27 protein-coding genes and 2 tRNA genes are annotated in these 21910 nt (G+C 54.2%); 20 read left to right on the top strand and 9 right to left on the bottom strand.

The genetic code is table 11. From position 1 onward, the window contains the following. Nucleotides 1–274 precede the first annotated feature (274 nt). Together BLU05_RS00780 and BLU05_RS00775 are read right to left on the bottom strand one after the other, a co-directional pair. Complete coding sequence (locus BLU05_RS00780) at nt 275–664, bottom strand: hypothetical protein (protein ID WP_139210354.1); 390 nt, start codon at nt 662–664, stop codon at nt 275–277. Nucleotides 665–804: 140 nt separating this feature from the next. Next, the gene (locus BLU05_RS00775; protein ID WP_091877045.1) at nt 805–1734 is read right to left on the bottom strand and encodes a LysR family transcriptional regulator; all 930 of its coding nucleotides are present in this window, start codon (nt 1732–1734) and stop codon (nt 805–807) included. Nucleotides 1735–1862: 128 nt separating this feature from the next. On the opposite strand from BLU05_RS00775, the gene BLU05_RS00770 reads away from it, so the two are divergent. The 4 genes from BLU05_RS00770 to BLU05_RS00755 all read left to right on the top strand — a co-directional run bounded on the left by BLU05_RS00770 (nt 1863) and on the right by BLU05_RS00755 (nt 4702). Further along, on the top strand, nt 1863–2342 hold the full coding sequence (locus BLU05_RS00770) for a carboxymuconolactone decarboxylase family protein (RefSeq protein ID WP_091877044.1): 480 nt from the start codon (nt 1863–1865) through the stop codon (nt 2340–2342). A 61-nt stretch (nt 2343–2403) separates the two neighbouring features. Then, the gene (locus BLU05_RS00765; RefSeq protein WP_091877042.1) at nt 2404–3156 is read left to right on the top strand and encodes an SDR family oxidoreductase; all 753 of its coding nucleotides are present in this window, start codon (nt 2404–2406) and stop codon (nt 3154–3156) included. Nucleotides 3157–3191: 35 nt separating this feature from the next. After that, nucleotides 3192–3614: a cupin domain-containing protein gene (locus BLU05_RS00760; RefSeq protein ID WP_091877040.1), complete on the top strand. Its 423-nt coding sequence runs from the start codon at nt 3192–3194 to the stop codon at nt 3612–3614. Between the two features lie 68 nt (nt 3615–3682). Next, nucleotides 3683–4702 carry a mechanosensitive ion channel family protein gene (locus tag BLU05_RS00755; protein ID WP_091877038.1) on the top strand — a complete coding sequence of 340 codons (1020 nt, stop codon included), beginning with the start codon at nt 3683–3685 and terminating at the stop codon, nt 4700–4702. Here BLU05_RS00755 and BLU05_RS00750 read toward each other — a convergent pair. Beyond that, a complete protein-coding gene (locus BLU05_RS00750; protein ID WP_091877036.1) occupies nt 4685–5173 on the bottom strand; it encodes an RrF2 family transcriptional regulator in 489 nt (162 codons plus the stop codon). The genes BLU05_RS00755 and BLU05_RS00750 overlap by 18 nt on opposite strands. A 168-nt stretch (nt 5174–5341) precedes the next feature. On the opposite strand from BLU05_RS00750, the gene BLU05_RS00745 reads away from it, so the two are divergent. From BLU05_RS00745 to BLU05_RS00735, 3 genes are all read left to right on the top strand, one after another. Further along, on the top strand, nt 5342–5875 hold the full coding sequence (locus BLU05_RS00745) for a cupin domain-containing protein (protein ID WP_091877034.1): 534 nt from the start codon (nt 5342–5344) through the stop codon (nt 5873–5875). Nucleotides 5876–5887: 12 nt separating this feature from the next. After that, nucleotides 5888–6808: an aminoglycoside phosphotransferase family protein gene (locus BLU05_RS00740; protein WP_091877032.1), complete on the top strand. Its 921-nt coding sequence runs from the start codon at nt 5888–5890 to the stop codon at nt 6806–6808. Nucleotides 6809–6972: 164 nt separating this feature from the next. Further along, nucleotides 6973–8094 carry an ABC transporter substrate-binding protein gene (locus BLU05_RS00735; protein ID WP_091877030.1) on the top strand — a complete coding sequence of 374 codons (1122 nt, stop codon included), beginning with the start codon at nt 6973–6975 and terminating at the stop codon, nt 8092–8094. Between the two features lie 104 nt (nt 8095–8198). Here the strand turns inward: BLU05_RS00735 and BLU05_RS00730 are convergent, their stop codons facing one another. Beyond that, complete coding sequence (locus BLU05_RS00730; RefSeq protein ID WP_091877028.1) at nt 8199–8774, bottom strand: transglycosylase SLT domain-containing protein; 576 nt, start codon at nt 8772–8774, stop codon at nt 8199–8201. A 251-nt stretch (nt 8775–9025) separates the two neighbouring features. On the opposite strand from BLU05_RS00730, the gene BLU05_RS00725 reads away from it, so the two are divergent. Then, nucleotides 9026–10030, top strand: a complete 1005-nt coding sequence (locus BLU05_RS00725; RefSeq protein WP_091877027.1) for an alpha/beta hydrolase — start codon at nt 9026–9028, stop codon at nt 10028–10030. A gap of 345 nt (nt 10031–10375) precedes the next feature. Further along, the gene (locus BLU05_RS00720) at nt 10376–11350 is read left to right on the top strand and encodes an ornithine lipid hydroxylase OlsE (RefSeq protein WP_091877025.1); all 975 of its coding nucleotides are present in this window, start codon (nt 10376–10378) and stop codon (nt 11348–11350) included. A gap of 24 nt (nt 11351–11374) precedes the next feature. Here the strand turns inward: BLU05_RS00720 and BLU05_RS00715 are convergent, their stop codons facing one another. The 5 genes from BLU05_RS00715 to rlmB form a co-directional block, all read right to left on the bottom strand. After that, nucleotides 11375–12268, bottom strand: coding sequence for a WcbI family polysaccharide biosynthesis putative acetyltransferase (locus BLU05_RS00715; protein ID WP_091877023.1), 894 nt, complete (start codon nt 12266–12268; stop codon nt 11375–11377). Nucleotides 12269–12281: 13 nt separating this feature from the next. Next, nucleotides 12282–13352, bottom strand: a complete 1071-nt coding sequence (locus tag BLU05_RS00710) for a GSCFA domain-containing protein (RefSeq protein WP_091877021.1) — start codon at nt 13350–13352, stop codon at nt 12282–12284. Nucleotides 13353–13518: 166 nt separating this feature from the next. Beyond that, nucleotides 13519–14112, bottom strand: coding sequence for a YceI family protein (locus BLU05_RS00705; protein WP_091877019.1), 594 nt, complete (start codon nt 14110–14112; stop codon nt 13519–13521). After that, nucleotides 14109–14699 carry a cytochrome b gene (locus tag BLU05_RS00700; RefSeq protein WP_091877018.1) on the bottom strand — a complete coding sequence of 197 codons (591 nt, stop codon included), beginning with the start codon at nt 14697–14699 and terminating at the stop codon, nt 14109–14111. Before BLU05_RS00700 ends, BLU05_RS00705 begins: the two co-directional genes overlap by 4 nt. Before the next feature lie 99 nt (nt 14700–14798). Next, nucleotides 14799–15662, bottom strand: coding sequence for a 23S rRNA (guanosine(2251)-2'-O)-methyltransferase RlmB (gene rlmB / locus BLU05_RS00695; protein ID WP_091877016.1), 864 nt, complete (start codon nt 15660–15662; stop codon nt 14799–14801). A gap of 258 nt (nt 15663–15920) precedes the next feature. On the opposite strand from rlmB, the gene BLU05_RS00685 reads away from it, so the two are divergent. From BLU05_RS00685 to rpsC, 11 genes are all read left to right on the top strand, one after another. Beyond that, nucleotides 15921–16005, top strand: a tRNA-Tyr gene (locus BLU05_RS00685). Nucleotides 16006–16128: 123 nt separating this feature from the next. After that, nucleotides 16129–16202 (top strand) — tRNA-Gly (locus BLU05_RS00680). Nucleotides 16203–16442: 240 nt separating this feature from the next. Further along, nucleotides 16443–17618 carry an elongation factor Tu gene (gene tuf / locus BLU05_RS00675; protein ID WP_091877012.1) on the top strand — a complete coding sequence of 392 codons (1176 nt, stop codon included), beginning with the start codon at nt 16443–16445 and terminating at the stop codon, nt 17616–17618. Between the two features lie 62 nt (nt 17619–17680). After that, nucleotides 17681–17989, top strand: a complete 309-nt coding sequence (rpsJ, locus tag BLU05_RS00670) for a 30S ribosomal protein S10 (protein WP_008124902.1) — start codon at nt 17681–17683, stop codon at nt 17987–17989. Between the two features lie 25 nt (nt 17990–18014). Next, entirely contained in the window at nt 18015–18752 is a 738-nt protein-coding gene (gene rplC / locus BLU05_RS00665) for a 50S ribosomal protein L3 (RefSeq protein ID WP_091877010.1), read from the top strand. Continuing rightward, nucleotides 18752–19372 carry a 50S ribosomal protein L4 gene (rplD, locus tag BLU05_RS00660; RefSeq protein ID WP_091877008.1) on the top strand — a complete coding sequence of 207 codons (621 nt, stop codon included), beginning with the start codon at nt 18752–18754 and terminating at the stop codon, nt 19370–19372. The genes rplC and rplD overlap by 1 nt, the downstream gene beginning before the upstream one ends. Next, nucleotides 19369–19662, top strand: coding sequence for a 50S ribosomal protein L23 (locus BLU05_RS00655; protein WP_091877007.1), 294 nt, complete (start codon nt 19369–19371; stop codon nt 19660–19662). The genes rplD and BLU05_RS00655 overlap by 4 nt, the downstream gene beginning before the upstream one ends. 20 nt (nt 19663–19682) lie before the next feature. Beyond that, entirely contained in the window at nt 19683–20516 is an 834-nt protein-coding gene (gene rplB / locus BLU05_RS00650; RefSeq protein WP_091877005.1) for a 50S ribosomal protein L2, read from the top strand. Nucleotides 20517–20531: 15 nt separating this feature from the next. Further along, nucleotides 20532–20810: a 30S ribosomal protein S19 gene (gene rpsS / locus BLU05_RS00645; RefSeq protein ID WP_008124912.1), complete on the top strand. Its 279-nt coding sequence runs from the start codon at nt 20532–20534 to the stop codon at nt 20808–20810. A gap of 2 nt (nt 20811–20812) precedes the next feature. After that, nucleotides 20813–21202 carry a 50S ribosomal protein L22 gene (gene rplV / locus BLU05_RS00640; protein ID WP_091877004.1) on the top strand — a complete coding sequence of 130 codons (390 nt, stop codon included), beginning with the start codon at nt 20813–20815 and terminating at the stop codon, nt 21200–21202. Next, entirely contained in the window at nt 21202–21909 is a 708-nt protein-coding gene (gene rpsC, locus BLU05_RS00635; protein WP_091877002.1) for a 30S ribosomal protein S3, read from the top strand. Before rplV ends, rpsC begins: the two co-directional genes overlap by 1 nt. Nucleotide 21910 lies beyond the last annotated feature (1 nt).

Genomic DNA, 21910 nt, shown 5'->3' with positions numbered 1-21910 from the left:
GGGAGCAGGACCGTGAATCGATCTATTGCAATAAAGGGACTGGCGATGTTTGCTGGAGGCGCGCTTGTGGCTTATTTGCCTGCACAACTCATCTATGGTCAGGGGGCATATCGATATGATGCAATGTCGTTGATATGGACAATCAGAATGAAGAGTCGTGAACGATTGTGATAATATTGAAGGATCATTTGCAGCAACGGCGGCTGGCCGTGCAGACCTTCCTAGTTAGAATTTCAAACGGCCTTCTTGCAGGATGGATTGGGCGGTGTTGCATTCATTTCTGCTTCGCGCGCCTGATTTCTTGCCGCATGAAATAGATCGCGCAGGTCGGCAGAGAGATAAGACCGATAATGGCAGCGCATGTCACGGTTGTATCGGATTTGCCAAGCCCCCAGAGGAGTATCGAAATGCAGAGGATTGGTATGCCTAGGCAGTAGTACAGATAATGGCGATTGAAATGTTTTGGGAACAGGAAATAGAGCGCGATTACGACGGCCATCGCAGGCAGCGAAAAAACGATAGTGCCAAGCATTACCAATACCGCGTAACCCTGATACTCAAAGACGTTAAATAGCCCAACCAGAAACACGAAAATCCAATACGATTTCAATAGTGCTGTCATGCCTAAATGACGGCTATGAAGTGCAGGGTTATCTTCCATCATTGCCTTCGCATCATTCCACTGGCTCCGCTGTCCTCGGGTTCAAAGAGCAAGTCGTACAGAACAAAGCTAAATCTGTGCGAGTTGTGTATCAAATGTCAATGAAATCAATTGCATCTGTAGATAAAGGGGACATGATGTTCTTAATTCTCATCCATGCCTTTTGCCGAGGACGAAGACGCCATCATCGGGTCTTCCCGCACGGCCTCAATGAGGAAATCAAGAGCGATCCGGACGCGCTGGGGCATGTTTCGGCGGGTTGAATAGACAACGCAGATCGGCAGGCGGCTCGGTGGAAAATCGGGCATGACATTGACAAGTCTGCCGTCTTCCAGATCACGGGAGACAAGGATGTGGGAAAGCACCGCAAGCCCGCCCCCAGCCAGAACCGCGCGATGAACCGCGACAGAGTTGTTTGCAATGATGCGGGGGGCAATTGGCACGGCAATGTCAGTGGCCCCACCGGAGAACGACCAAACCCGTCCATCCCCGCTGCGACTATAGGAGATGCAATCATGTGCGTCGATGTCTCCCGGCGTTTCCGGGGCCACTCGCCCTTTTAGATAGTGCGGTGCTGCGACAAGAAAGGCGGTTGTCCATCCGATCCTGCGACAGATCAGGTTACCGTCTGCCACCGGACCAAGGCGAACTTCAAGGTCAATTCCTTCCCCAACCAAATCTGATGGTTCCTCGCGCAAGATCAGTTCCACGGAAAGATTCGGATGACGTTCGATCAACCCGGCCAGCCTGTCACTTGCATAAAGCCCGAGTGGCGTAGGGAGGGAGAGGCGGACTTTCCCGGATATGGCTGACTTCTCCGTGCAGCTTGCCTCTCCGAGAGCGTCAACCGCTTCGACAACCCTTAATGCCATCGGGATCATCTGCTCACCTTCGACGGTGAGCGTCATTGCAGTTGTGGTGCGATGCAGAAGGCGTGTGTTCAGATGCGCTTCCAGCGCCGATATCTGGCGGGACACGGCGGGCTGCGTCAAATCAAGGTTTGCTGCGGCGGCTGAAAACGAGCCGGTCTCAGTCACCCGAAGGAATGTTCTCAACGCAGATACGATGTCCATCGTCACCCTCATACTTTTCGACATAAGCCTTATGTCTGCAACTTATACGTGAATGGCTTTACAGTCCAGAAATTAAGGATATAAATTATCCATAAGGATATTAAATGTCCTTAATTATGGAGAAAGCAATGACGTCGCGCCTGAACTATGCTCAACAATCGCCTGAACTGTTCAAAAAGCTTTTGGACCTCAGCATGGCCCTGAAAGACAGTGCCATCGAGCAGACTATCCACGATCTCATCCATATCCGGGCGTCACAGATCAATGGCTGTGGGTTTTGCCTCGATATGCATGTCAAGGAAGCAAAAATTCACGGAGAGAGTGAACTGCGCCTCCATCACGTTGCAATCTGGCGAGAGTCGACCCTTTTCGTCCCGCGTGAACGCGCTGCTCTTGCCTGGACTGAAGCGCTCACGACCTTGACCGAGGGCGGTATTCCCGATGAGCTTTATGAGCGGGTACGTGGACAGCTATCTGAAAAGGAAGTTTCCGATCTGACCTTCTCGATCATGGTTATCAATGCATGGAACCGCGTCAACGTCGCGTTCAAGACTGTCCCGGGTTCGGCCGACAAAGCTTATGGCCTCGACAAAGCCGGTTTGAACTAAAGCCTCCTTCAAACAGTCACAGATACATGCGGGCACAGAGCCCTTTGAACGGAGAAGTCATATGAAAATCGTTATTATTGGTGGAACCGGCCTTATCGGTTCTAAGACAGTTGAACGCCTGCGCAAGCAAGGACATGAGGTGATTGCCGCATCTCCAAACACAGGCGTCAATACAATCACAGGCGAGGGGCTGAACGAAGCGCTTGCCGGGGCGCAGGTCGTCATTGATCTGGCCAATTCGCCATCCTTCGAAGACAAGGCCGTGCTGGAGTTTTTTGAAACTTCAGGGCGTAACCTGATTGCGGCGGAAAAATCCGCTGCGGTCAGACACCATATCGCGCTCTCTGTCGTTGGCACGGAACGTCTGCAGGAAAGCGGCTACTTCCGTGCAAAGCTGGCTCAGGAAAATCTGATCAAGGCCGCGGGCATTCCCTATACGATTGTTCATTCCACACAGTTCATGGAATTCCTCAGTGGCATCGCTCAGTCCGGGACAGTGGGTGACGAAGTGCATCTGTCTCCGGCCTATGTGCAGCCGATCGCTTCCGATGACGTTGCCGATGTTATGGCCGATATCGCACTTGCCCAACCTCTCAACGGGACGCTTGAGATTGCTGGCCCGGAGCGTTCGCGGCTGAGCGATCTGGTCGAACGATACCTCAAGGCGATGGGCGATTCCCGCAAAGTCCAGCCTGATCCGGAGGCTCGCTATTTTGGTGCGCGTCTGGAGGAAGGTTCACTGGTCTCCGACAATAATCCCCGGCTTGGCCGGATTACGTTCGAGCAGTGGTTTGCCACCAGCCGGAAATCGTAAAAGACATTTATCCCACCCAAACAAAGGATTTTGAAATGTTAAGATCAATCATCACAGGCTTTGCTGTTGCGACCGTGGTTTTGGGCGCGCCGGTAATCTCTGCCACCGCAAGCGAAAACACCGCTAAAGTCACGCTCGTCTATGAGCATGAACTGCCGAACGTTCCCGGCAAGAGCATCAAGGGCATACTGGTCGAATACGGGCCTGGCGGTTCGTCCGAGGCCCACACCCATCCGACCTCAGCTTTCATCTATGCCACCGTTCTGGAAGGCTCCATCCGCAGTCAGGTCAATGATGGTCCGGTGAAAGTCTACCATGCCGGCGAGAATTTTTCGGAAATGCCGGGTGATCGCCATGGTGTCAGTGCCAATGGCAGTAAGACAAAACCGGCCAAGCTTCTGGCGGTCTTCGTTGTCGATACGAAAGAAAAGGGCCTGACCTTTCCGATCAAGAAGTAAGTCAGAAATGAAAACCGGGTGTCGTTCATTGCACCCGGTTTTGCCATGCAGTGCCAATGAGACATGCCATGTTCAATGATCATCTTCCCTTGCCGCTTATTCTGATCGACCTTTTCGGCGTTGCTGGGGTCATCGTTTGGCTTTTGCAGGGTCGCGGTCGCCCGACGGCGCGGCTTGTCGTCCAGATTGTTTTCTTCGTCGTCATGACGGCCATACTTGGCTTCAATGGGATTCTGCCGCATCGGTTCACGGAGAAACACCTGCAAGGCGTGGCGGCATTTCTGGCCATGTCTGCGCAGATTCTCTGGTGGACACACCTTGCCTGGGCGATGATTGGATTTGTTCGTATCTATATTGTTGTGGAGCGGAGGCCGCAGGAAGCACGCCTGTTGCAGGATCTGATCGTTGCGGCAGTCTATCTCGGGGTTTTCCTATCCATTTTGGCCTTCGTCTTTGATGTGCCTATCGGTACACTCGTCGCAACTTCAGGCGTGGTTGCCATTATTTTTGGTCTCGCGCTACAGAACACGCTTGGTGATGTGTTTTCCGGCATTGCGCTAACGCTGGGACGGCCCTTCGTTATCGGTGACTGGATTTTGCTGGGTGATGGCACGGAGGGACGCGTCACCGAAAACAACTGGCGCTCCACCTATCTTTTAACCGGCTCACACAACGTTATCATTCTGCCAAACAGCGTGTTGGCCAAGGTCGGACTGACCAATCTCAGCCGTCCCGATGAGGCCTATCAGATGGTATTGACGGTGCGTATTGCCGCAACAGACAGGCCGCAAGTTATTGAGACCGTTATGCAAGTTGCCTTGCAAGGCTGCACGCAAATCATCAAGGACCCGCCGCCAATCGTCGCCCTCAAAACAATCGATGCGATTGCAATCGAAGCGGAGCTATTCTTTCGCGTGCCTAGCCCGGCCAATAGAACGCCCGCGAAAAATGAGGTGATTGATCTGGTCTATCGCCAATGTGAGGCCAGCGGCCTTTCTCTGGCGATGCCGCCGCAGAGTTATCTCTTCCAGATGCCCGCTGCGCAGCATGCGCTGCCTGCGGCCGCCCCTTCACCCCGCGCGGTCTAACACCCATTCAAAGCTACTCTTCCAGAGTTTGGACGGTATCTCCTGAGACAGGGTTTCCGTCAGTTGAGCCAGATTGACACTGCGCAACCGCTCGCGCCACGCTTCATCGGCCTCCCACATGATGCGGGCAACGGCGCATGGGCTGCTTTCACAATAGCCTTGCGGGCGGCAAGGGTTGTTGGCGCGAATATTGTTGCAGACAAAGGTTCTGGTCTTGCCCTCTACCGCCTCGACAATGTCGAGGAAGCTGAGTTCAGCTGGAGACTTTGCCAATCTGTATCCACCTGACGGACCAAGCGTCGTGTGGACGAGACCTGCCTGCGATAAGCTCTGTAGCGCTTTTGAGAGGTATTCTTTCGGTAACCCGTGGAACTCGGCGAGTGCTTTGGTGGACAGATAGCGGCCGTCAGGCAGACCTGCGAGGATGGCACAACAATGCAACGCCCATTCGACTTGGCTTTTCAGGATCATGAATTCATTCCATAGCCGAACACAATCGGCATTTTATTAAGGACAATAAATATCCCTATTTAATCGCCATGTAAACACGCAAATGCCAGCGGAAAGACCGCGATCAATGTTGCTGGCATCAATTGCACGATCTATCGTCGCGCTGTTCGTTTGATCGGGAGGCATGACATGACATCAACAGGGCGTCCGCCCTTTATCGCGCACTGGTCCGATATCGAGCGGCCGGATGAAGATCACTACAAGGGCGATGATGAACTGCTCGCCGTGGATGCATCATTCGGGCAGCAGTTCGGGCTTGGCAGAATTGGTATCCACCATCAGCGGTTGCTGCCAGGAAGGCGTACATCGTTCCCGCATGCCGAAAGCGCAGAGGAAGAATTCGTCTATGTGATCCACGGCACGCCTGATGTGTGGATTGATGGGGTACTGCATCGATTGAAGCCCGGTGATGGTGTCGGCTTTCCCGCAGGGACGGGGATTTGCCACAGCTTTCTCAACAATACTGAGGAAGAGGTGCGTTTGCTGGTTGTGGGTGAAACACCAAAGCCGGAGAATCTCATCTACTATCCCCGTAATCCAGAGCGAAAGCCGCTTCGTTCCGACTGGTGGGAGAATCCGCCAGAGCGAACAATGGGTGATCACGACGGACTGACGGACAAGCGGCGGGCTTCGCAAGCGGCAAAGCAAACCAAGCCAGATTAGGAGCGGTCATCAATGTCAGAGGATGAGCGACAGGACCGCGCGCCGGTGATCGATGTCACGCTGGTGAGAAGGCTGGTTGCCAAGCAATTTCCGCAATGGGCTGCTCTGCCGGTTAAACCTGTCGAGCATGGCGGATGGGACAACCGCACGTTTCATCTTGGCGATGCAATGACGGTGCGGTTGCCGAGCAGCAGGGATTATGCGGAACAAGTCCAGAAGGAACAGTTCTGGCTGCCAAAGCTGGCGGCGCATTTGCCCCTGCCGATCCCGGCGCCGTTGGCCATGGGAATCCCTGACGAGAACTATCCCTGGCACTGGTCCGTTTATAAATGGCTTGAGGGGGAGGTTGCCAAACCGGAACGTATTGGCGATCTCAAACAGTTTGCTATTGATCTGGCGGCGTTTCTCGCCGCCTTGCAAAGAGCCGATGCAACGGATGGTCCAGCACCGGGCGCACACAATTTTTATCGTGGTGGGCCCTTGACCATTTATGACGGGCAAACCCGGCAAGCTATTGTGGCGTTGCGGGGCAAGATCGACACCGATGCGGCCACCGCCGCCTGGGATGCTGCGCTTGATGCAACATGGCACGGTGCGCCTGTATGGTTTCATGGGGATATCAGCTTCGGTAATCTTCTGGTCAAGAATGGCACGCTGAGTGCAGTCATTGATTTCGGCACATCAGGTGTAGGTGATCCGTCCTGCGATCTGGCCATCGCCTGGACGTTCTTTCACGGCGAGAGCCGAGGGGCATTTCGCGCTGCTTTGCCACTTGACGAGGCAACATGGGTGCGGGGGCGCGGCTGGACATTGTGGAAGGCATTGATTGTCTATGCCGGACTTGCCGGTACCAATCCGCTTGAAGCGGAGAATTCCCGCAAGGTTCTCGAAGAAGTACTTACTGATTATGAGCTTTCGACAAAAAATCCGTAAAATTGGCAATAGGCGAAACGGCGGAAAATCATTCTAATATTTCACTAACCAACGCAGCGTTTTTCCTACTAAATGATCATATGGGAGCCGTGGTATTTCAATTTTACTTATAGTACGGTTCGCTCGTCCTTGGGGACAATTGAAGAAAAATGAGGGGAAAAAACATGCCGTTAAAAAGAATAATGCAAGCTGCGTTACTGGGTGTTGCTTTGGGCGCACCGGCAGCTTTGGCTGACGATCTGAAAATCGCAGTCGCCGGTCCGATGACCGGACAGCTTGCCAATATCGGTGATCAATTCAAACAGGGTGCACAGGCGGCAGCCGCTGCTATCAATGAAAAGGGCGGTGTCAAAGGCCGCCAGATCAAACTGGTGTTCGAAGATGACGTCTGCGATCCAAAACAGGCTGTATCGATTGCCAATCGCATTGTTGCGGAAGGCATCAAGTTTGTTGACGGTCATGCATGCTCGGGCTCCAGCATTCCCGCTTCGGCTGTATATGCGGAAGCCGGTGTGCTGATGATGACGCCAGCATCATCCAATCCTGATCTGACCGAGGCGGCCGCGAAAAAAGGCTGGTCGACGATCATGCGCCTTTACACGCGTGACGATGGTCAGGGCGAATTTGTCGGACCGTGGATTGCCAAGACGTACAAGGGCAAGCGCGTCGTCATCCTGCATGACAAGGGAGCCTATGGCAAAGGCCTTGCCGATGCGGTGAAGGGCAAGATGAACGAGAGCGGACTGAAGGAAGTCCTCTATGAAGGCATCAATGCTGGTGACAAGGACTATTCGGCGCTGATTACCAAGCTGAAGGAAGCAAAGGCAGACTTTGTTTATTTCGGCGGTTATCATCCGGAAGCCGGTCTCATCCTGCGTCAGGCAGCAGATCAGAACGTCAAGTTCCAGCTGATGATGGGTGACTCCATTGCTTCGCCTGAGTTCTGGGCGGTGGCAGGAAAGACTGGCGAAGGCGTGATGTTCACGTTCCCGGCAAATCCGCAGGCACGTCCTGAGGCAAAGGCAGCAGTCGAGAAAATCAAGGCCAGTGGCTTCACGCCTGATGGTTTCACGCTTTTCTCCTATGCTGTTGTTGAAGCTATCGCCCAGGGCGTGGAACGCGCCGGCAGCGACGATGCGGTGAAGGTTGCCGCCGCACTCAAGGATGGAAAGCCGGTTAACACCGTTGTTGGTGCTGTTGTTTTTGATGAGAAGGGCGACATCAAGGATGCCAAGTATGACATCAATGTCTGGCATGATGGCGCGTACACGGCGATGAAGCCATAAGTCATTCGTAACATCATTGTTTCGCTAAACAGAACGGGCGCCCATGGCGCCCGTTTCGTTTGATTGATGTTTGAGGCGGGGTGCCCGCGATCCACGCTGTAAATCTACATGCCGCAGCTTTGCATCTGCGCCGCATATTTGCTTGCCATAGCAGCGGTACGGCGCGCGACCCGGTCGATATCAGGTTTGTTTCTCCATGTGCCCCGTGCGTAGTCCTTCGGACCGGCATAATAGGCGACGTAGAGATTGTAGGGGTCGTTGAGCGCAATGCCATTCTTCTGGTGGCTTTGTGCATGGTACCAGCCGACGAAATAGACAGCGTCGGCGAAACTTGTCCGTCCGCTGCCATAACGGCCGGTGCTGCGCTGGAATTCGGCCCATGTCCCGTCGAGCGCCTGGGAATAACCGTATGCGCTGGATGGGCGTGTCCATGGAATAAAGCCAAGCAATTTGGTCCGCGGGGGTCTTGCGCGCGCCTGGAAGCCGGATTCCGTATTGATCGTTGCCATAAGAATAGGAACCGGCACGCCATATTGAGCTTCCGCTCCCTTGGCGTAGGAATACCAATTGTTGAAAAAGCCGTCCTTTTGATCGAACACGGCACAAACATTGTTGGTCTGAGTGGGCGCTGAGGCGCAGCCTGTCAGCAACAACAAAGCAATCATCATCACGCGGCGCATGGGCAAGTCCTTTGTCTTCCCCAATCACCTAGTCCTCAAATCCTAACGGAATCTTACCAAATGGGTTGTGAGGACCACCGGTTTCGATCAAATTTGATGTGATAATTTATTGATCCGCCAGTAAAGCGGCGTGATGCGACGGGTAGCGGTTACAAACAGGCTTGCCTTCGCGCTGCGCCGGTAGCACGTTTGATCACGCGAATCTGTCCTTGTGGCGGAGGCTCGCTTGTCAATTATCCGAAGGCTTTCCCATGCGTGTCACCAATCATCCGGCCGGAACTGTGCACCGCCTTGATATCAACAGCGTGCATCTTCGCAATAATGTTCTGGGCGATCCGACCGATCGAATTGTCGATGTCTATGTGCCTGCCGGCCATGATGGCGCGGGCCTGCCACTGCTTGTCGATCTGGTTGGCTTCACGGCTGGCGGTCCTGCGCACACCAACTGGAAGGGGTTTGGCGAGAATGTGCCGGAGCGGCTCGACCGGTTGATTGGTTCTGGTGAGATGCCGCCTGTGGTCGTTGCATTCCCTGACTGTTTTACCCGTCTGGGTGGCAACCAGTACATAAACAGTGCGGCAATGGGCAATTGGGAAGATTTCCTTATTGATGAGATGTTGCCGAAGGTCGAAGGCCAGTTTCGCTGCGGTGGTTTTGGCAAGCGTGGGGTTTTCGGTAAAAGCTCCGGTGGCTATGGCACGCATGTGCATGCAATGCGCCGGCCTGACGTCTGGTCGGCGGCGGCGAGCCATTCCGGCGATGCGGGGTTTGAACAGCTCTATCTCGCCGAATTCCCCGGTGTGTTGCGGGCTTTGGCCGAACACGACCTGTCCATCGAAGCCTGGATAAAGGCTTTCGAGGCGAAGCCGAAGAAAAGTGACAATGACACATTGGTGATCATGACACTGGCTCAAGCCGCAACATTTGACCCTGACCCGGCTGCGTTTCTTGGATTGCGTCTACCCATCGATCTGGAAACCTGTGAACTTATCGAGGAGCGGTGGGCCAACTGGCTGGCCTGGGACCCGGCACAGTTGGCGGAAACGCATGGCCATAATCTTAAGAAACTGAAAGCGGTCTATTTCGATTGCGGCACCAAGGATCAGTACAACATCCTTTACGGCTCACGCCGCATCCATCGCACGCTTGACCGACTTGGCATCAGCCATCGCTATGAGGAGTTCGATGATAATCATACGGCTGTGGATTATCGCATGGACATTAGTCTGCCGTTTATCGCCAAGGCCTTGAGTTGACGCTTTGCACGTCCCAAATAGGAGAGGCTTGACCACCAACCAACTTGGAGAGCAGGTAATAATGTCAAGCCTCTGCTGGAAATCCAGCGATGACTGAACCGCGGAATCAAATAAAAGTTCCGGTTGGGAATGTCATAATCAGGATTTCATGCAATGTTCTTGCAATCTAAACGAGTGAAAACCCAACTTGCTGTACGCGCCAGAATTTGACGTCTGCCCTTTCTGGTGAAAAGCCACTTGTGCGGCGCGAGAAAGCAAGCCAATTGAATTAGCACCGCGTGAAGCAATAATGACTGCGACGAAAATGAAATACAGATTGATGACCCACAATGAGGGGATTTTCCAATGACAATCCCCAGAAATTCATGGCTCTATGCGGCGCTTTCCTATTCGCTGTGGCCGCTGTTCTACATTGTCGGTCTCATCGGCACTTATGTAGCCTTCCAGACGCAATCGCCGCTGCTGTGGTTCAATGTGGTTTATTTTTCCGTGGTGGCCCTGATCGCCATATTCGAACGGATCATGCCCTATGAGGAGACATGGCTAAAACGGGATGGCGAGACCTTCAATGATATCGCCCATACAATGCTGACAAAGGGCGCTGTGCAGATCGCTGCTGCCATTGGAGCATCGTTCCCCATGGTCGTGGCCATCATTGCCCAGCCGGTTCTTGCAACATCCGTGCATATATGGCCAAGCGACTGGCCGCTGGCGATTCAGGTTGTTCTCGGGCTGATCATTGCGGAATTCGGGCTCTATATCGCGCATCGATTGGCTCACGAGAAACTTGCACTCTGGCGGTTTCACGCGCTGCACCACAGTGTCGAGCGTCTGTGGGTCGTCAATACGGGCCGGTTCCACGTAATCGACTCCCTGTTCAAGATCGTGCTCAGCCAGATACCGCTCTATCTGCTAGGTGCACCATTGCCAGTATTCCTCTGGATCAGCGCCGTTACTGCGTTCACCGGTCTTTTGACCCATTGCAATGTGGATGTACGAACCGGACCCCTCGACTGGTTCTTGAGCACGCCGCGTCTGCATCGCTGGCACCACTCAAAGGAACTCTCTGAGGGAAACACCAATTATGGTGAGAATCTCGTGCTTTGGGACCAGATACTCGGAACTTACTTTAACCCGCCACGCCCCTCACCAGTGGACATCGGCATCAGTGGGCGTGTCGCCAAGAGTTTCCTTGGCCAGCTTGCTCAACCCTTTTCAGCAAAGGGCGTCCGGCAAATCCTTGGCTATGCTCCGCGAAAGAGCGAAGAGGTAACCGTTCAACCTGCCGTGGCAGAGATATCGGTCGGGGACAAGGATTGATGTGGTCGTAGCAAGAGGCAGGCGTCAGTGGCGCAGGTCGAGGCCCATTCGCGGACCCAGCACGGTGTAAAGGCCGGTGTTTCTGAACTGAGCGGGGGTAAATCCGTCAGTCGTGTATTTCTTGAAACAGCCATCAACGAATTCTTCCAAATTCAATACTGTTGACGGATTGTGGAGATGGCCAGCCGGTCTGAACTCGTATGAGCCATTCGGATTATCAATGCGTTTTGCGAGTTCCGGGTAAAGAGGCCAAACGATGTTGTTGGCAAAATAATCGGGCACGGTGGCGTCCGTGTCCATATCCCCGGTAATCTCCAGCCCGGATGCCTCGATCAGTTTACGAGCCACATCATTAATCACCTGTATTTTGGGATGATTGGATGTGTACATGAATGGGCCGGTTTTCTCCCATTTTGCAAAATCTGCTTCAAGATCAAGGTTGTGATTGCGAGCCGTGCGCAAGAACTCTTCGCGGCCCAGATCATAGGCGTCAAAATAGCCGAGGCGGCCGTAAGTCAAAGCGTTGAAACGTTCGGCAGTATCTTCCACCGACATCTCATGGGCAAAACCCAGTGCGACTATGCGTGAGTTATATGCGCCAAGGCAGGAGCTGGCGATGCGACCGTCAATGCCAAAATAGGCGATATCCGGATGATATCCGGCAAACACAATGCTTGGCCACATGACGGAGCGGTTAATCTTCAGGACCTGTTGGTGAATTGCCTGATAGCTGCCAATTTCGGAGAAGGACAAGCTGAGATCAAACCCGTCAAACATCTCTTTGATCTGTGTCGGATCAAGGCCATAAATATCAGCAACGCTGAAATGTTGAACATAAGTATCGGGTGATAATGCCTGAACAGCATTCGCAATACCAAGTGCAGCACAGTTTCCAACGACAGCTACGCGTACGGTCATTCGACTTCAGCTCCTAAAATGCCAGTCTTTCCTCATCGCAAAGAACGCCCGCAACATTTGCGTATTCCCGTGCCGTCTCTTCGGCCAATTCCTTGTTGACACTGCGCGGAGCGGGCTTGGACCGAGGTTTCTGGGAATCGTCGTTGCCAAGATAATGTTTTGCAAACATTGCCATGACGCGTGCCACGCCTTCAGAACGAACAAGACGAAAATCATCTTCATAGTATTGGGCTTGTGACGGGTGGGCGTGAACCATTTCAAATGATGGGAAATACGAGACGAAATCGTGGTCTCTGGCCGTTTCTTCGGCGACAACCCTGAGAGCAGATTTGGTATAGGTGTTTGAAAGAAGGACGTGCTGCTTTTCGTAGGTAGCGATCATCGATACCGGGGAAACCGTCAGGATCACCTCGACCGTCGGATTGACGAGCCGCAAATCCTTCAAAAACGCATTCAACAACTCGTTCATTTCATGGACACGGGCGTTGTGGAACTCGTAGCGATCATTCCAATCCGGGCAGTCAACGGCGCCGGGAACAACCGGGATAGCGGCTTTGTCGCCTTTTGCCAGCCAGCCTTCGGTCAGACCGAAGGTGAAAAGGAAGACTTCGCACTCTTCAAAAACCCTGCGAACGGCGCGAAGATGCGATTTTTGCAGATCGAGCAACTCTTCCAGAGTTTCAAAACCTTCTTCCCGTACCGCAGGCCGGAACGGATCCATATACCGGCCCTGTGAATTGACCCAGTAATTGATTTCCGGTTTGAAGGTCCCATAGGCTCTCCCCATCAGCTGGTGGAGCTGCAAGACCGTGTATACATTGCCATAGGCGGCGGAGAACTGCCCGTAGAGCGGGTTCTCTTCCTGCCCGTTCGGAGGATCTTCGGTCTTGAGATAGGAGTAGCCCTGATCCATTAGCGAGGCCGCAATCCGCTGGGCGAAACAGCTGCCCGCTGTGGCGACCCGGGTGGTTCGCTGCAGTTTGACGGGTGTATCAACAATTGGATCGATTTCGTCCCAGGTGTGCGAGCTTATCGCGCGGCGCCAATATTGGTGGTCAGGTAAATCACGGTACGGATGCGACATGAATCTTCCTCCAACACACGGTTAAGCTAATTCATACTAAAGTATATGACAATGGATAACCCCTGTTACGTTCAGTGTATTCTGCCAATTTTGTCTATTCCCGATTTGATGATTAACGCGCTAGCAAGTAAAAACCGTAAATTGTCTTTAATTGTCGTAATTTGTACTAACTTTTCTGCCCGTGGATTGTCATGTCGAACTGTACAACATTGGAATAGATTGGTGTGCCTACATCCATTCCATAGCGCGAGCGCATGACCTTACCTTCGACATGAAAGACAATCGCATTCTTGTCGTGGGTGGAAAGGCTGGCCTGGAAACTGGCAGGGCTGCTTTTGCCGCGTGCGGTCAATATGCCATCGACATTGGCCGTGCTGGGGCCGGTCTGGGTGATTTGTGTCGACTTGAACGTGACTTTTGGAAAATTCTGCGAATCAAAAACCGCGTCGGAGCGCAGGAAACTCTCAATGCGGGCCTGACCAGTGCTGACGCTCTCAGGAAAGAGCGTGAATTCGATGGTCGACCGGCTGATGTCGCTGTTGTTAAGGGCAAACACGCCGGAGAACTTTTTGAAGTTACCCGATATGCCGCCGCCGCCGATTTGCGCGACAACAAACCCGATACGGGAAGCGGCATCTATCTGATAGCGGCCCGCGACCTCCGACAGGGTGTCTGCATTGGCCATGGCGGGCGCTATAGCGATGAACAAAGCCACCGCAGTCCTTGCTATGCCGGAAGCAAATTTCTTGGCGTTTTTCATGATCTGATATCCTTTTGTGCGGTGATGCGGATGCGAGAATGCCAACCGAGTATGCGCCGCAAGACAGCGTCTTTCTTCCAGAAATGGTGATGAAAGGCCGCCAATATGTGGGCGGCGGCTACGAATGCGGAGAGATAGGCAAGCCAGGCGTGGCTGGCTGTCCAGAATGCTTCCGCCTGATCTGATATTGTCAGGGGTAGCGGCGGTATGACGACGAGATTGAAGGCAAAGGTGGGTATCTGCAGCGGTGAACTCGACGCCAGTGCCCAGCCAGTCAATGGAATGAGGAAGAGCGCGAGATAAAGGATGCCATGCGCCATATGCGCTGCCAAACGTTCAATGCGGCTCATATCAACCGGATCGCGCGGGCGCGGATTTGCCATTCGCCAGAGCAGCCGGAATGCTGAAAGGCCAAGAATGAGAAATCCGAAGGACTTGTGCCATTGAAAAAGGCTGAACTGCAGCGCGAAATCGCTGGTTCGAACCATCAGATAGCCGAGCAAAATCTGCCCTATGAAGATGATGGCAATGATCCAATGGAAGAGGATCGTCACCAGCCCATAAGATTCCGTATTATTTCGCAGCATCGGTACACTCCGTCAGGAGGGCACCACTTATTCAAGTGCGTGCCCTGACGTGGAATGAACACCGCAGCAGCGAAAAATATTCAGATCGATGATTCTTTTTTAATCGGCCTTGGCAGTCAGGAAACGCTGAGCTGCATAAAGCGATATAGCCGCCGCATTGGAAACGTTGAGTGACTTGATTGCGCCGGGCATGTCGAGCCGGGCGAGGTGGGTCACTGTTTCACGCGTCTTTTGGCGCAGGCCTTTGCCTTCTGCACCGAGAACCAGAGCGATGCGATCACCTGCCATGGTTTTTTCCAGCTCCAGCGGGCCCTCCGAATCAAGCCCGATCGTGGCGAAGCCAAGTTCGTGCAGTTCGTCGATCGCTTCGGCGAGATTGCGCACCTCAATATGCGGAATGAGTTCAAGTGCGCCGGAGGCAGCCTTGGCCAATACACCCGATTCCTGCGGGCTGTGACGGGCTGTCGTTACAATGGCGCCGGCACCGAAAGCCACGGCGGAGCGCATGATGGCACCGACATTGTGCGGATCGGTGACCTGATCGAGAATCAACAGGAGCTTGCTGTCTTTGAGCGCCTTCAGCGACTGGGCCTTTAGCGGTTTGACCTCGATCATCACACCCTGATGCACGGCTTCCGAACCGGTCTCCCGGTCGATAGCACGCGGATCGACAATATCGACATCAAAGGGCAGGGCGTCCGAATCGGCAATTTCCAGCCGGTCGAGGGCATTTTTTGTCACAAGCATGCGCTTGATCTGGCGATTGGGGTTATCCAGCGCCGCGCGCACCGTGTGCAGGCCATAAAGGCGCACCAGTCCTTCCGGCGCCTGTGTTCCTTCCGTCGCTGGCCGTGTGGGGCGCTGCGCTTGTGGCGGGCCTCCTGCCTTCTTGTCGCGGAACTGGCGACGCAGCGTGGCATAGTGGGAATCTTTGGGTGTGTGGGATGGTTTATCTTCGCTCATGGCGCAACCTATAACCTTTCATGTCGCCCGGCGATATATGCTTATTGGCGAAAATGCAGGCGTTTCGGTTTTCTGCGCCGCAACGGCATGAACCGGCGCCCCTGAGCATTGATTTTCACAGGGTCCGTCATTTTCTTCTGCAGACTGTTGACACCACGAAAGCTAGTCGGCATAAGGCCACCCGCAAGCCGCCGCTGGAAAACAAATTCGGCAGACGGTTTGCAGAGTGCCTGATGGCGCGGTTCCACGGCAGTGACCGGAGGAGTGCCCGAGTGGTTAAAGGGGACGGACTGTAAATCCGTTAGCTTGGCTTACGTTGGTTCGAATCCAACCTCCTCCACCACTGCCGGAACCGCCCGCCTGGCGCACGCCGCCAAGACCTGAAATGGTTTTGGTATGGCTTGTGCGCTGTGATGAGTGTTACTGTTGTCCTTGTGCGTCATGAATGCACGGCACAGTAAGGTGTGCGGGTATAGCTCAGTGGTAGAGCAGCAGCCTTCCAAGCTGAATATGCGGGTTCGATTCCCGCTACCCGCTCCAGATTTACAAGAGCACCGCGTGCACGCGTGAGCGTGTATTGGTGCTCTTCGATTTTTGTCTTGAGCATTGCACGCCGCTCATGTGTCCCCATATGAACGAGCATGATCAGGACAAAGCTAACCCGGATTGATCGTAACTGATCGGGCGGGCGACTGAGCTGACGGACGGCGTGCTGTCTCGTCTGAGCTACAAACATGGTACCGGCCCTAGACCGGTTGTGATGACGAGAGAACGACAGCTATGGCTAAGAGCAAGTTTGAACGTAACAAGCCGCACGTCAACATCGGCACGATTGGTCACGTTGACCATGGCAAGACGTCGTTGACAGCAGCGATTACGAAGTATTTTGGTGAGTACAAGCCTTACGACCAGATCGATGCAGCGCCTGAAGAAAAGGCCCGCGGCATCACGATCTCGACGGCACACGTTGAGTATGAGACGCCAGCGCGTCACTATGCACACGTTGATTGCCCCGGCCACGCTGACTATGTGAAGAACATGATCACCGGTGCTGCACAGATGGACGGCGCGATCCTGGTTGTGTCTGCCGCTGACGGCCCGATGCCACAGACCCGCGAGCACATCCTGCTTGCCCGTCAGGTTGGCGTTCCTGCGATCGTCGTGTTCCTGAACAAGGTTGATCAGGTTGACGATGCTGAACTGCTCGAACTGGTTGAGCTTGAAGTCCGCGAGCTTCTGTCGAAGTACGACTTCCCTGGCGATGATGTACCGATCGTCAAGGGTTCGGCTTTGGCTGCGCTTGAAGACAGCAACAAGGAAATCGGCGAAGACGCAGTGCGCGCGCTGATGGCTGAAGTTGACAAGTACATCCCGACGCCAGAGCGTCCGATCAACATGCCGTTCCTGATGCCAATCGAAGACGTGTTCTCGATCTCCGGCCGTGGTACGGTTGTGACGGGCCGCGTTGAACGCGGTATCGTCAAGGTTGGTGAAGAAGTTGAAATCATCGGCATCAAGCCGACGACAAAGACAACAGTTACCGGCGTTGAAATGTTCCGCAAGCTGCTCGATCAGGGCCAGGCAGGCGACAACATTGGCGCGCTGATCCGCGGCGTTGGACGTGAAGACGTTGAGCGTGGCCAGATCCTTGCCAAGCCAGGTTCGGTCAAGCCGCACACCAAGTTCAAGGCAGAAGCCTATATCCTGACGAAGGACGAAGGTGGCCGTCATACGCCATTCTTCTCCAACTACCGTCCGCAGTTCTACTTCCGCACGACCGACGTGACGGGTGTAGTAACACTGCCGGAAGGCACGGAAATGGTTATGCCCGGCGACAACATCTCTGTTGATGTGACGCTGATCGTGCCGATCGCAATGGAAGAGAAGCTCCGCTTCGCTATCCGTGAAGGTGGCCGCACCGTCGGTGCAGGCATCGTCGCTTCGATCATTGAATAATATTAAGGTTTTATGCAGGGACGCCTGTTATAGGCGTCTCCGCTAAACAAGGAAAAGATGAAATGAACGGTCAAAACATCCGCATTCGCCTCAAGGCGTTTGATCATCGGATCCTTGACGATTCGACGCGGGAAATCGTGTCGACTGCCAAGCGTACCGGTGCCAATGTGCGCGGACCGATCCCGCTTCCTACGCGGATCGAGAAGTTCACGGTTAATCGCTCGCCGCACATCGACAAGAAGAGCCGCGAACAGTTCGAGATGCGCACTCATAAGCGTCTTCTCGATATCGTAGACCCAACCCCGCAGACAGTAGACGCGCTGATGAAGCTCGATCTTTCCGCTGGTGTTGATGTCGAGATCAAGCTGTAAGGCTTGAGGACGGAAGGACGAACCGATGCGTTCAGGTGTAATTGCACAGAAACTGGGCATGACTCGCGTCTACAATGACGCAGGTGAGCATGTGCCGGTGACAGTACTCCGGATGGAGAATTGTCAGGTTGTGGCTCAGCGTACAGTCGAGAAGAATGGCTACACTGCCGTTCAGCTCGGTGTAGGCCTGGCCAAAGTAAAGAATACAACACAGGCACTGCGCGGTCATTTCGCGACGGCCTCTGTTGAGCCAAAGGCGAAAGTGGCTGAGTTCCGCGTTTCTGCTGACAACCTATTGGATGTCGGTGTTGAGATCACGGCCGAGCATTACGTCGTTGGTCAGAAGGTTGATGTGACGGGTACATCGATCGGTAAAGGTTTTGCCGGTTCGATGAAGCGCCACAACTTCGGTGGTCACCGCGCCACACACGGTAACTCGGTAACCCACCGCGCTCACGGTTCGACCGGTCAGCGTCAGGACCCGGGTAAAGTGTTCAAGGGCAAGAAGATGGCCGGTCACATGGGTCAGACCCGCGTGACGACCCAGAACATCGAAGTTGTTTCGACTGATCTGGATCGTGGTCTTATTCTGGTTCGTGGTGCTGTTCCTGGTTCCAAGGGTGCATGGATTTTGGTTCGCGATGCCATGAAGGTAGCGCTGCCAGCTTCTGCTCCCAAGCCAGCTGGTGTTCGCCAGGCCGCAAACACCGCAGCAGCTGTGTCTGATGCAGAAGTAGCTCAGACAACCGAGGGAGCCGAATAATGGATCTCACAATTACAACACTTGAAGGCAAAGACGCCGGCAAGGTCAAACTCTCGGAAGAGATTTTCGGTCTTGAGCCACGCGACGACATCCTTCAGCGCATGGTCCGTTACCAGCTTGCCCGCAAGCAGCAGGGCACGCACAAGGCAAAGGGTCGTTCGGAAATCGCACGCACCGGCGCCAAGATGTACAAGCAGAAGGGTACGGGCCGCGCCCGTCACCATTCGGCACGTGCTCCGCAGTTCCGCGGCGGTGGTAAGGCTCATGGTCCGGTTGTTCACAGCCACGATCATGACCTGCCGAAGAAGGTTCGCGCTCTTGCGCTCCGTCATGCCCTGTCTGCCAAGGTAAAGGCTTCAGAACTCATCATCATCGATGATCTGGCTTCTGCCGATGCAAAGACAAAGGTACTTGTTTCGCAGTTCGCCAAGCTGGGCTTCGAAAATGCGCTTCTCATCGGCGGTGCCGAGATTGATGCGAATTTCCGTCGTGCTGCTTCGAACATCCCGAACATCGATGTTCTGCCAATTCAGGGCATCAATGTTTACGACATCCTGCGTCGCGGCAAGCTCGTGCTTTCCAAGGCTGCAGTTGAAGCTCTCGAGGAGCGTTTCAAATGACCGATCTTCGCCACTACGACGTGATCGTCAGCCCGGTTATTACGGAAAAGTCGACCCTGGTTTCTGAACATAACCAGGTCGTCTTCAACGTAGCCCGCAAGGCAACGAAGCCGGAAATCAAGGCCGCAGTCGAAGCGCTGTTTCGCGTGAAGGTTACTGCAGTCAATACAGCTGTGCGCAAAGGCAAGGTGAAGCGGTTCCGCGGCATCGTCGGGCGCCAGAGTGATGTCAAGAAAGCAGTCGTGACGCTTGCCGAAGGGCAGTCGATCGATGTTTCGACTGGTCTCTGAGGGGCCGTGGAGTAAAGACAATGGCACTCAAACATTATAATCCAACCACACCAAGCCAGCGTCAGCTGGTGATTGTGGACCGTTCGGAGCTCTACAAGGGCAAGCCTGTCAAGGCTTTGACCGAAGGTCTTCATTCAAAGGGTGGTCGTAACAACACCGGTCGCGTCACTGCACGCTATCAGGGTGGTGGTCACAAGCGCACATACCGCTTTGTAGATTTCAAGCGCCGCAAGCATGACGTGGCTGCCAAGGTTGAACGCCTTGAATACGATCCGAACCGGACCGCATTCATTGCTCTCATCCGCTACGAAGACGGTGAGTTGAGCTACATCTTGGCTCCGCAGCGTTTGGCTGTTGGCGACAGCGTTATTGCTGGCGCACAGACAGACGTTAAGCCAGGCAATGCGATGCCATTGTCGTCGATCCCTGTTGGTACCATCATCCACAATGTGGAGATGAAGCCAGGCAAGGGCGGTCAGATTGCTCGCTCCGCCGGTACCTATGCGCAGCTCGTTGGCCGCGACCAGGGCATGGCAATCCTTCGCCTGAACTCAGGTGAACAGCGCCTTGTCCACGGTTCGTGCTTTGCCACGGTCGGTGCAGTATCCAATCCTGACCACGGCAATATCAGCCTTGGTAAGGCAGGCCGCAGCCGTTGGCTTGGCAAGCGCCCGCACGTTCGCGGTGTTGCCATGAACCCGGTTGATCACCCGCACGGTGGTGGTGAAGGTCGTACGTCCGGTGGTCGTCATCCAGTTTCTCCGTGGGGCAAGCCTACGAAGGGCAAGAAGACGCGCTCCAACAAGTCGACGGACAAGTTCATCGCTCGTTCGCGTCATCAGCGCAAGAAGTAAGAGAGGTAGTCTGAAATGGCTCGTTCAGTTTGGAAAGGCCCGTTCATCGATGGCTATCTTCTCAAGAAAGCTGAGAAGGTACGTGAGGGCGGTCGCAGTGAAGTTATCAAGATCTGGAGCCGTCGCTCCACGATCCTGCCACAGTTCGTCGGTCTGACCTTCGGTGTGTACAATGGTAACAAGCATGTGCCGGTCTCGGTCAACGAAGAGATGATCGGTCACAAGTTTGGTGAATTCGCTCCGACGCGTACCTATTACGGTCATGGCGCGGATAAGAAAGCGAAGAGGAAATAAAGATGGGCAAGGCTAAGGCTCCGCGCCAGCTTAAGGACAACGAGGCGAAAGCCGTTGCCCGTACGCTCCGTATCAGCCCTCAGAAGCTAAATCTGGTGGCGGCTATGATCCGTGGCAAGAAGGTTAACGCCGCTCTTGCCGATCTGGAATTTTCGCGCAAGCGCATTTCAGGAACGGTGAAAAAGACTCTCGAATCAGCTATTGCCAACGCAGAAAACAACCATGACCTGGATGTTGATGCTCTGGTTGTTGCTGAAGCCTATGTTGGCAAGTCAATCGTGATGAAGCGTTTCCACGTTCGTGGTCGCGGTCGTGCAAGCCGGATCGAGAAGCCATTCTCGCATCTGACGATCGTTGTCCGCGAAGTTGAGGAAAAAGGGGAGGCCGCATAATGGGCCAGAAGATTAATCCGGTTGGCTTCCGCCTTGGCATCAACCGGACCTGGGACTCGCGTTGGTACGCGAACACCGGTGAATACGGCAAGCTGCTGCATGAAGACCTGAAGATCCGCAAGTATCTGATGGACGAATTGAAGCAGGCTGCCATTTCCAAGGTGGTGATCGAGCGTCCGCACAAGAAGTGCCGCGTTACGATCCATGCTGCACGTCCAGGTCTGATCATCGGCAAGAAGGGCGCCGATATCGAGAAGCTGCGCCGCAAGCTGTCAGAAATGACAAACGCGGACACAACTCTCAATATCGTTGAAGTCCGCAAGCCGGAAACAGACGCAGTACTGGTTGCGCAGTCCATCGCTCAGCAGCTGGAACGCCGTGTTGCATTCCGCCGTGCCATGAAGCGTGCCGTTCAGTCGGCCATGCGTCTTGGTGCAGAAGGCATTCGTATCAATTGCTCGGGTCGTCTTGGCGGCGCGGAAATTGCGCGTATGGAATGGTACCGTGAAGGCCGCGTGCCTTTGCATACACTTCGTGCCGATATCGATTACGGAACTGCTGAAGCACACACCGCCTACGGCATCTGCGGCGTCAAGGTCTGGGTATTCAAGGGCGAAATCCTTGAGCATGACCCAATGGCCTCCGAACGTCGCGCTGTTGAAGGTGATGGTCATCAGGGTCAGAACCGTCGCCGCGAAAACGCTTAAA

This window comes from Phyllobacterium sp. OV277, from assembly GCF_900104355.1.
Classification (GTDB): domain Bacteria; phylum Pseudomonadota; class Alphaproteobacteria; order Rhizobiales; family Rhizobiaceae; genus Phyllobacterium.
The sequence above is the reverse complement of the archived record's forward strand: the minus strand, read 5'-3'. Positions and strand labels throughout refer to the sequence as shown.

Excerpts from the sequence above, each read along its gene's own strand:
- BLU05_RS00780 (WP_139210354.1), bottom strand. The coding sequence starts at position 664 with ATGATGGAAGATAACCCTGCACTTCATAGCCGTCATTTAGGCATGACA.
- BLU05_RS00775 (WP_091877045.1), bottom strand. The coding sequence starts at position 1,734 with ATGGACATCGTATCTGCGTTGAGAACATTCCTTCGGGTGACTGAGACC.
- BLU05_RS00770 (WP_091877044.1), top strand. The coding sequence starts at position 1,863 with ATGACGTCGCGCCTGAACTATGCTCAACAATCGCCTGAACTGTTCAAA.
- BLU05_RS00765 (WP_091877042.1), top strand. The coding sequence starts at position 2,404 with ATGAAAATCGTTATTATTGGTGGAACCGGCCTTATCGGTTCTAAGACA.
- BLU05_RS00760 (WP_091877040.1), top strand. The coding sequence starts at position 3,192 with ATGTTAAGATCAATCATCACAGGCTTTGCTGTTGCGACCGTGGTTTTG.
- BLU05_RS00755 (WP_091877038.1), top strand. The coding sequence starts at position 3,683 with ATGTTCAATGATCATCTTCCCTTGCCGCTTATTCTGATCGACCTTTTC.
- BLU05_RS00750 (WP_091877036.1), bottom strand. The coding sequence starts at position 5,173 with ATGATCCTGAAAAGCCAAGTCGAATGGGCGTTGCATTGTTGTGCCATC.
- BLU05_RS00745 (WP_091877034.1), top strand. The coding sequence starts at position 5,342 with ATGACATCAACAGGGCGTCCGCCCTTTATCGCGCACTGGTCCGATATC.
- BLU05_RS00740 (WP_091877032.1), top strand. The coding sequence starts at position 5,888 with ATGTCAGAGGATGAGCGACAGGACCGCGCGCCGGTGATCGATGTCACG.
- BLU05_RS00735 (WP_091877030.1), top strand. The coding sequence starts at position 6,973 with ATGCCGTTAAAAAGAATAATGCAAGCTGCGTTACTGGGTGTTGCTTTG.
- BLU05_RS00730 (WP_091877028.1), bottom strand. The coding sequence starts at position 8,774 with ATGCGCCGCGTGATGATGATTGCTTTGTTGTTGCTGACAGGCTGCGCC.
- BLU05_RS00725 (WP_091877027.1), top strand. The coding sequence starts at position 9,026 with ATGCGTGTCACCAATCATCCGGCCGGAACTGTGCACCGCCTTGATATC.
- BLU05_RS00720 (WP_091877025.1), top strand. The coding sequence starts at position 10,376 with ATGACAATCCCCAGAAATTCATGGCTCTATGCGGCGCTTTCCTATTCG.
- BLU05_RS00715 (WP_091877023.1), bottom strand. The coding sequence starts at position 12,268 with ATGACCGTACGCGTAGCTGTCGTTGGAAACTGTGCTGCACTTGGTATT.
- BLU05_RS00710 (WP_091877021.1), bottom strand. The coding sequence starts at position 13,352 with ATGTCGCATCCGTACCGTGATTTACCTGACCACCAATATTGGCGCCGC.
- BLU05_RS00705 (WP_091877019.1), bottom strand. The coding sequence starts at position 14,112 with ATGAAAAACGCCAAGAAATTTGCTTCCGGCATAGCAAGGACTGCGGTG.
- BLU05_RS00700 (WP_091877018.1), bottom strand. The coding sequence starts at position 14,699 with ATGCTGCGAAATAATACGGAATCTTATGGGCTGGTGACGATCCTCTTC.
- rlmB (WP_091877016.1), bottom strand. The coding sequence starts at position 15,662 with ATGAGCGAAGATAAACCATCCCACACACCCAAAGATTCCCACTATGCC.
- tuf (WP_091877012.1), top strand. The coding sequence starts at position 16,443 with ATGGCTAAGAGCAAGTTTGAACGTAACAAGCCGCACGTCAACATCGGC.
- rpsJ (WP_008124902.1), top strand. The coding sequence starts at position 17,681 with ATGAACGGTCAAAACATCCGCATTCGCCTCAAGGCGTTTGATCATCGG.
- rplC (WP_091877010.1), top strand. The coding sequence starts at position 18,015 with ATGCGTTCAGGTGTAATTGCACAGAAACTGGGCATGACTCGCGTCTAC.
- rplD (WP_091877008.1), top strand. The coding sequence starts at position 18,752 with ATGGATCTCACAATTACAACACTTGAAGGCAAAGACGCCGGCAAGGTC.
- BLU05_RS00655 (WP_091877007.1), top strand. The coding sequence starts at position 19,369 with ATGACCGATCTTCGCCACTACGACGTGATCGTCAGCCCGGTTATTACG.
- rplB (WP_091877005.1), top strand. The coding sequence starts at position 19,683 with ATGGCACTCAAACATTATAATCCAACCACACCAAGCCAGCGTCAGCTG.
- rpsS (WP_008124912.1), top strand. The coding sequence starts at position 20,532 with ATGGCTCGTTCAGTTTGGAAAGGCCCGTTCATCGATGGCTATCTTCTC.
- rplV (WP_091877004.1), top strand. The coding sequence starts at position 20,813 with ATGGGCAAGGCTAAGGCTCCGCGCCAGCTTAAGGACAACGAGGCGAAA.
- rpsC (WP_091877002.1), top strand. The coding sequence starts at position 21,202 with ATGGGCCAGAAGATTAATCCGGTTGGCTTCCGCCTTGGCATCAACCGG.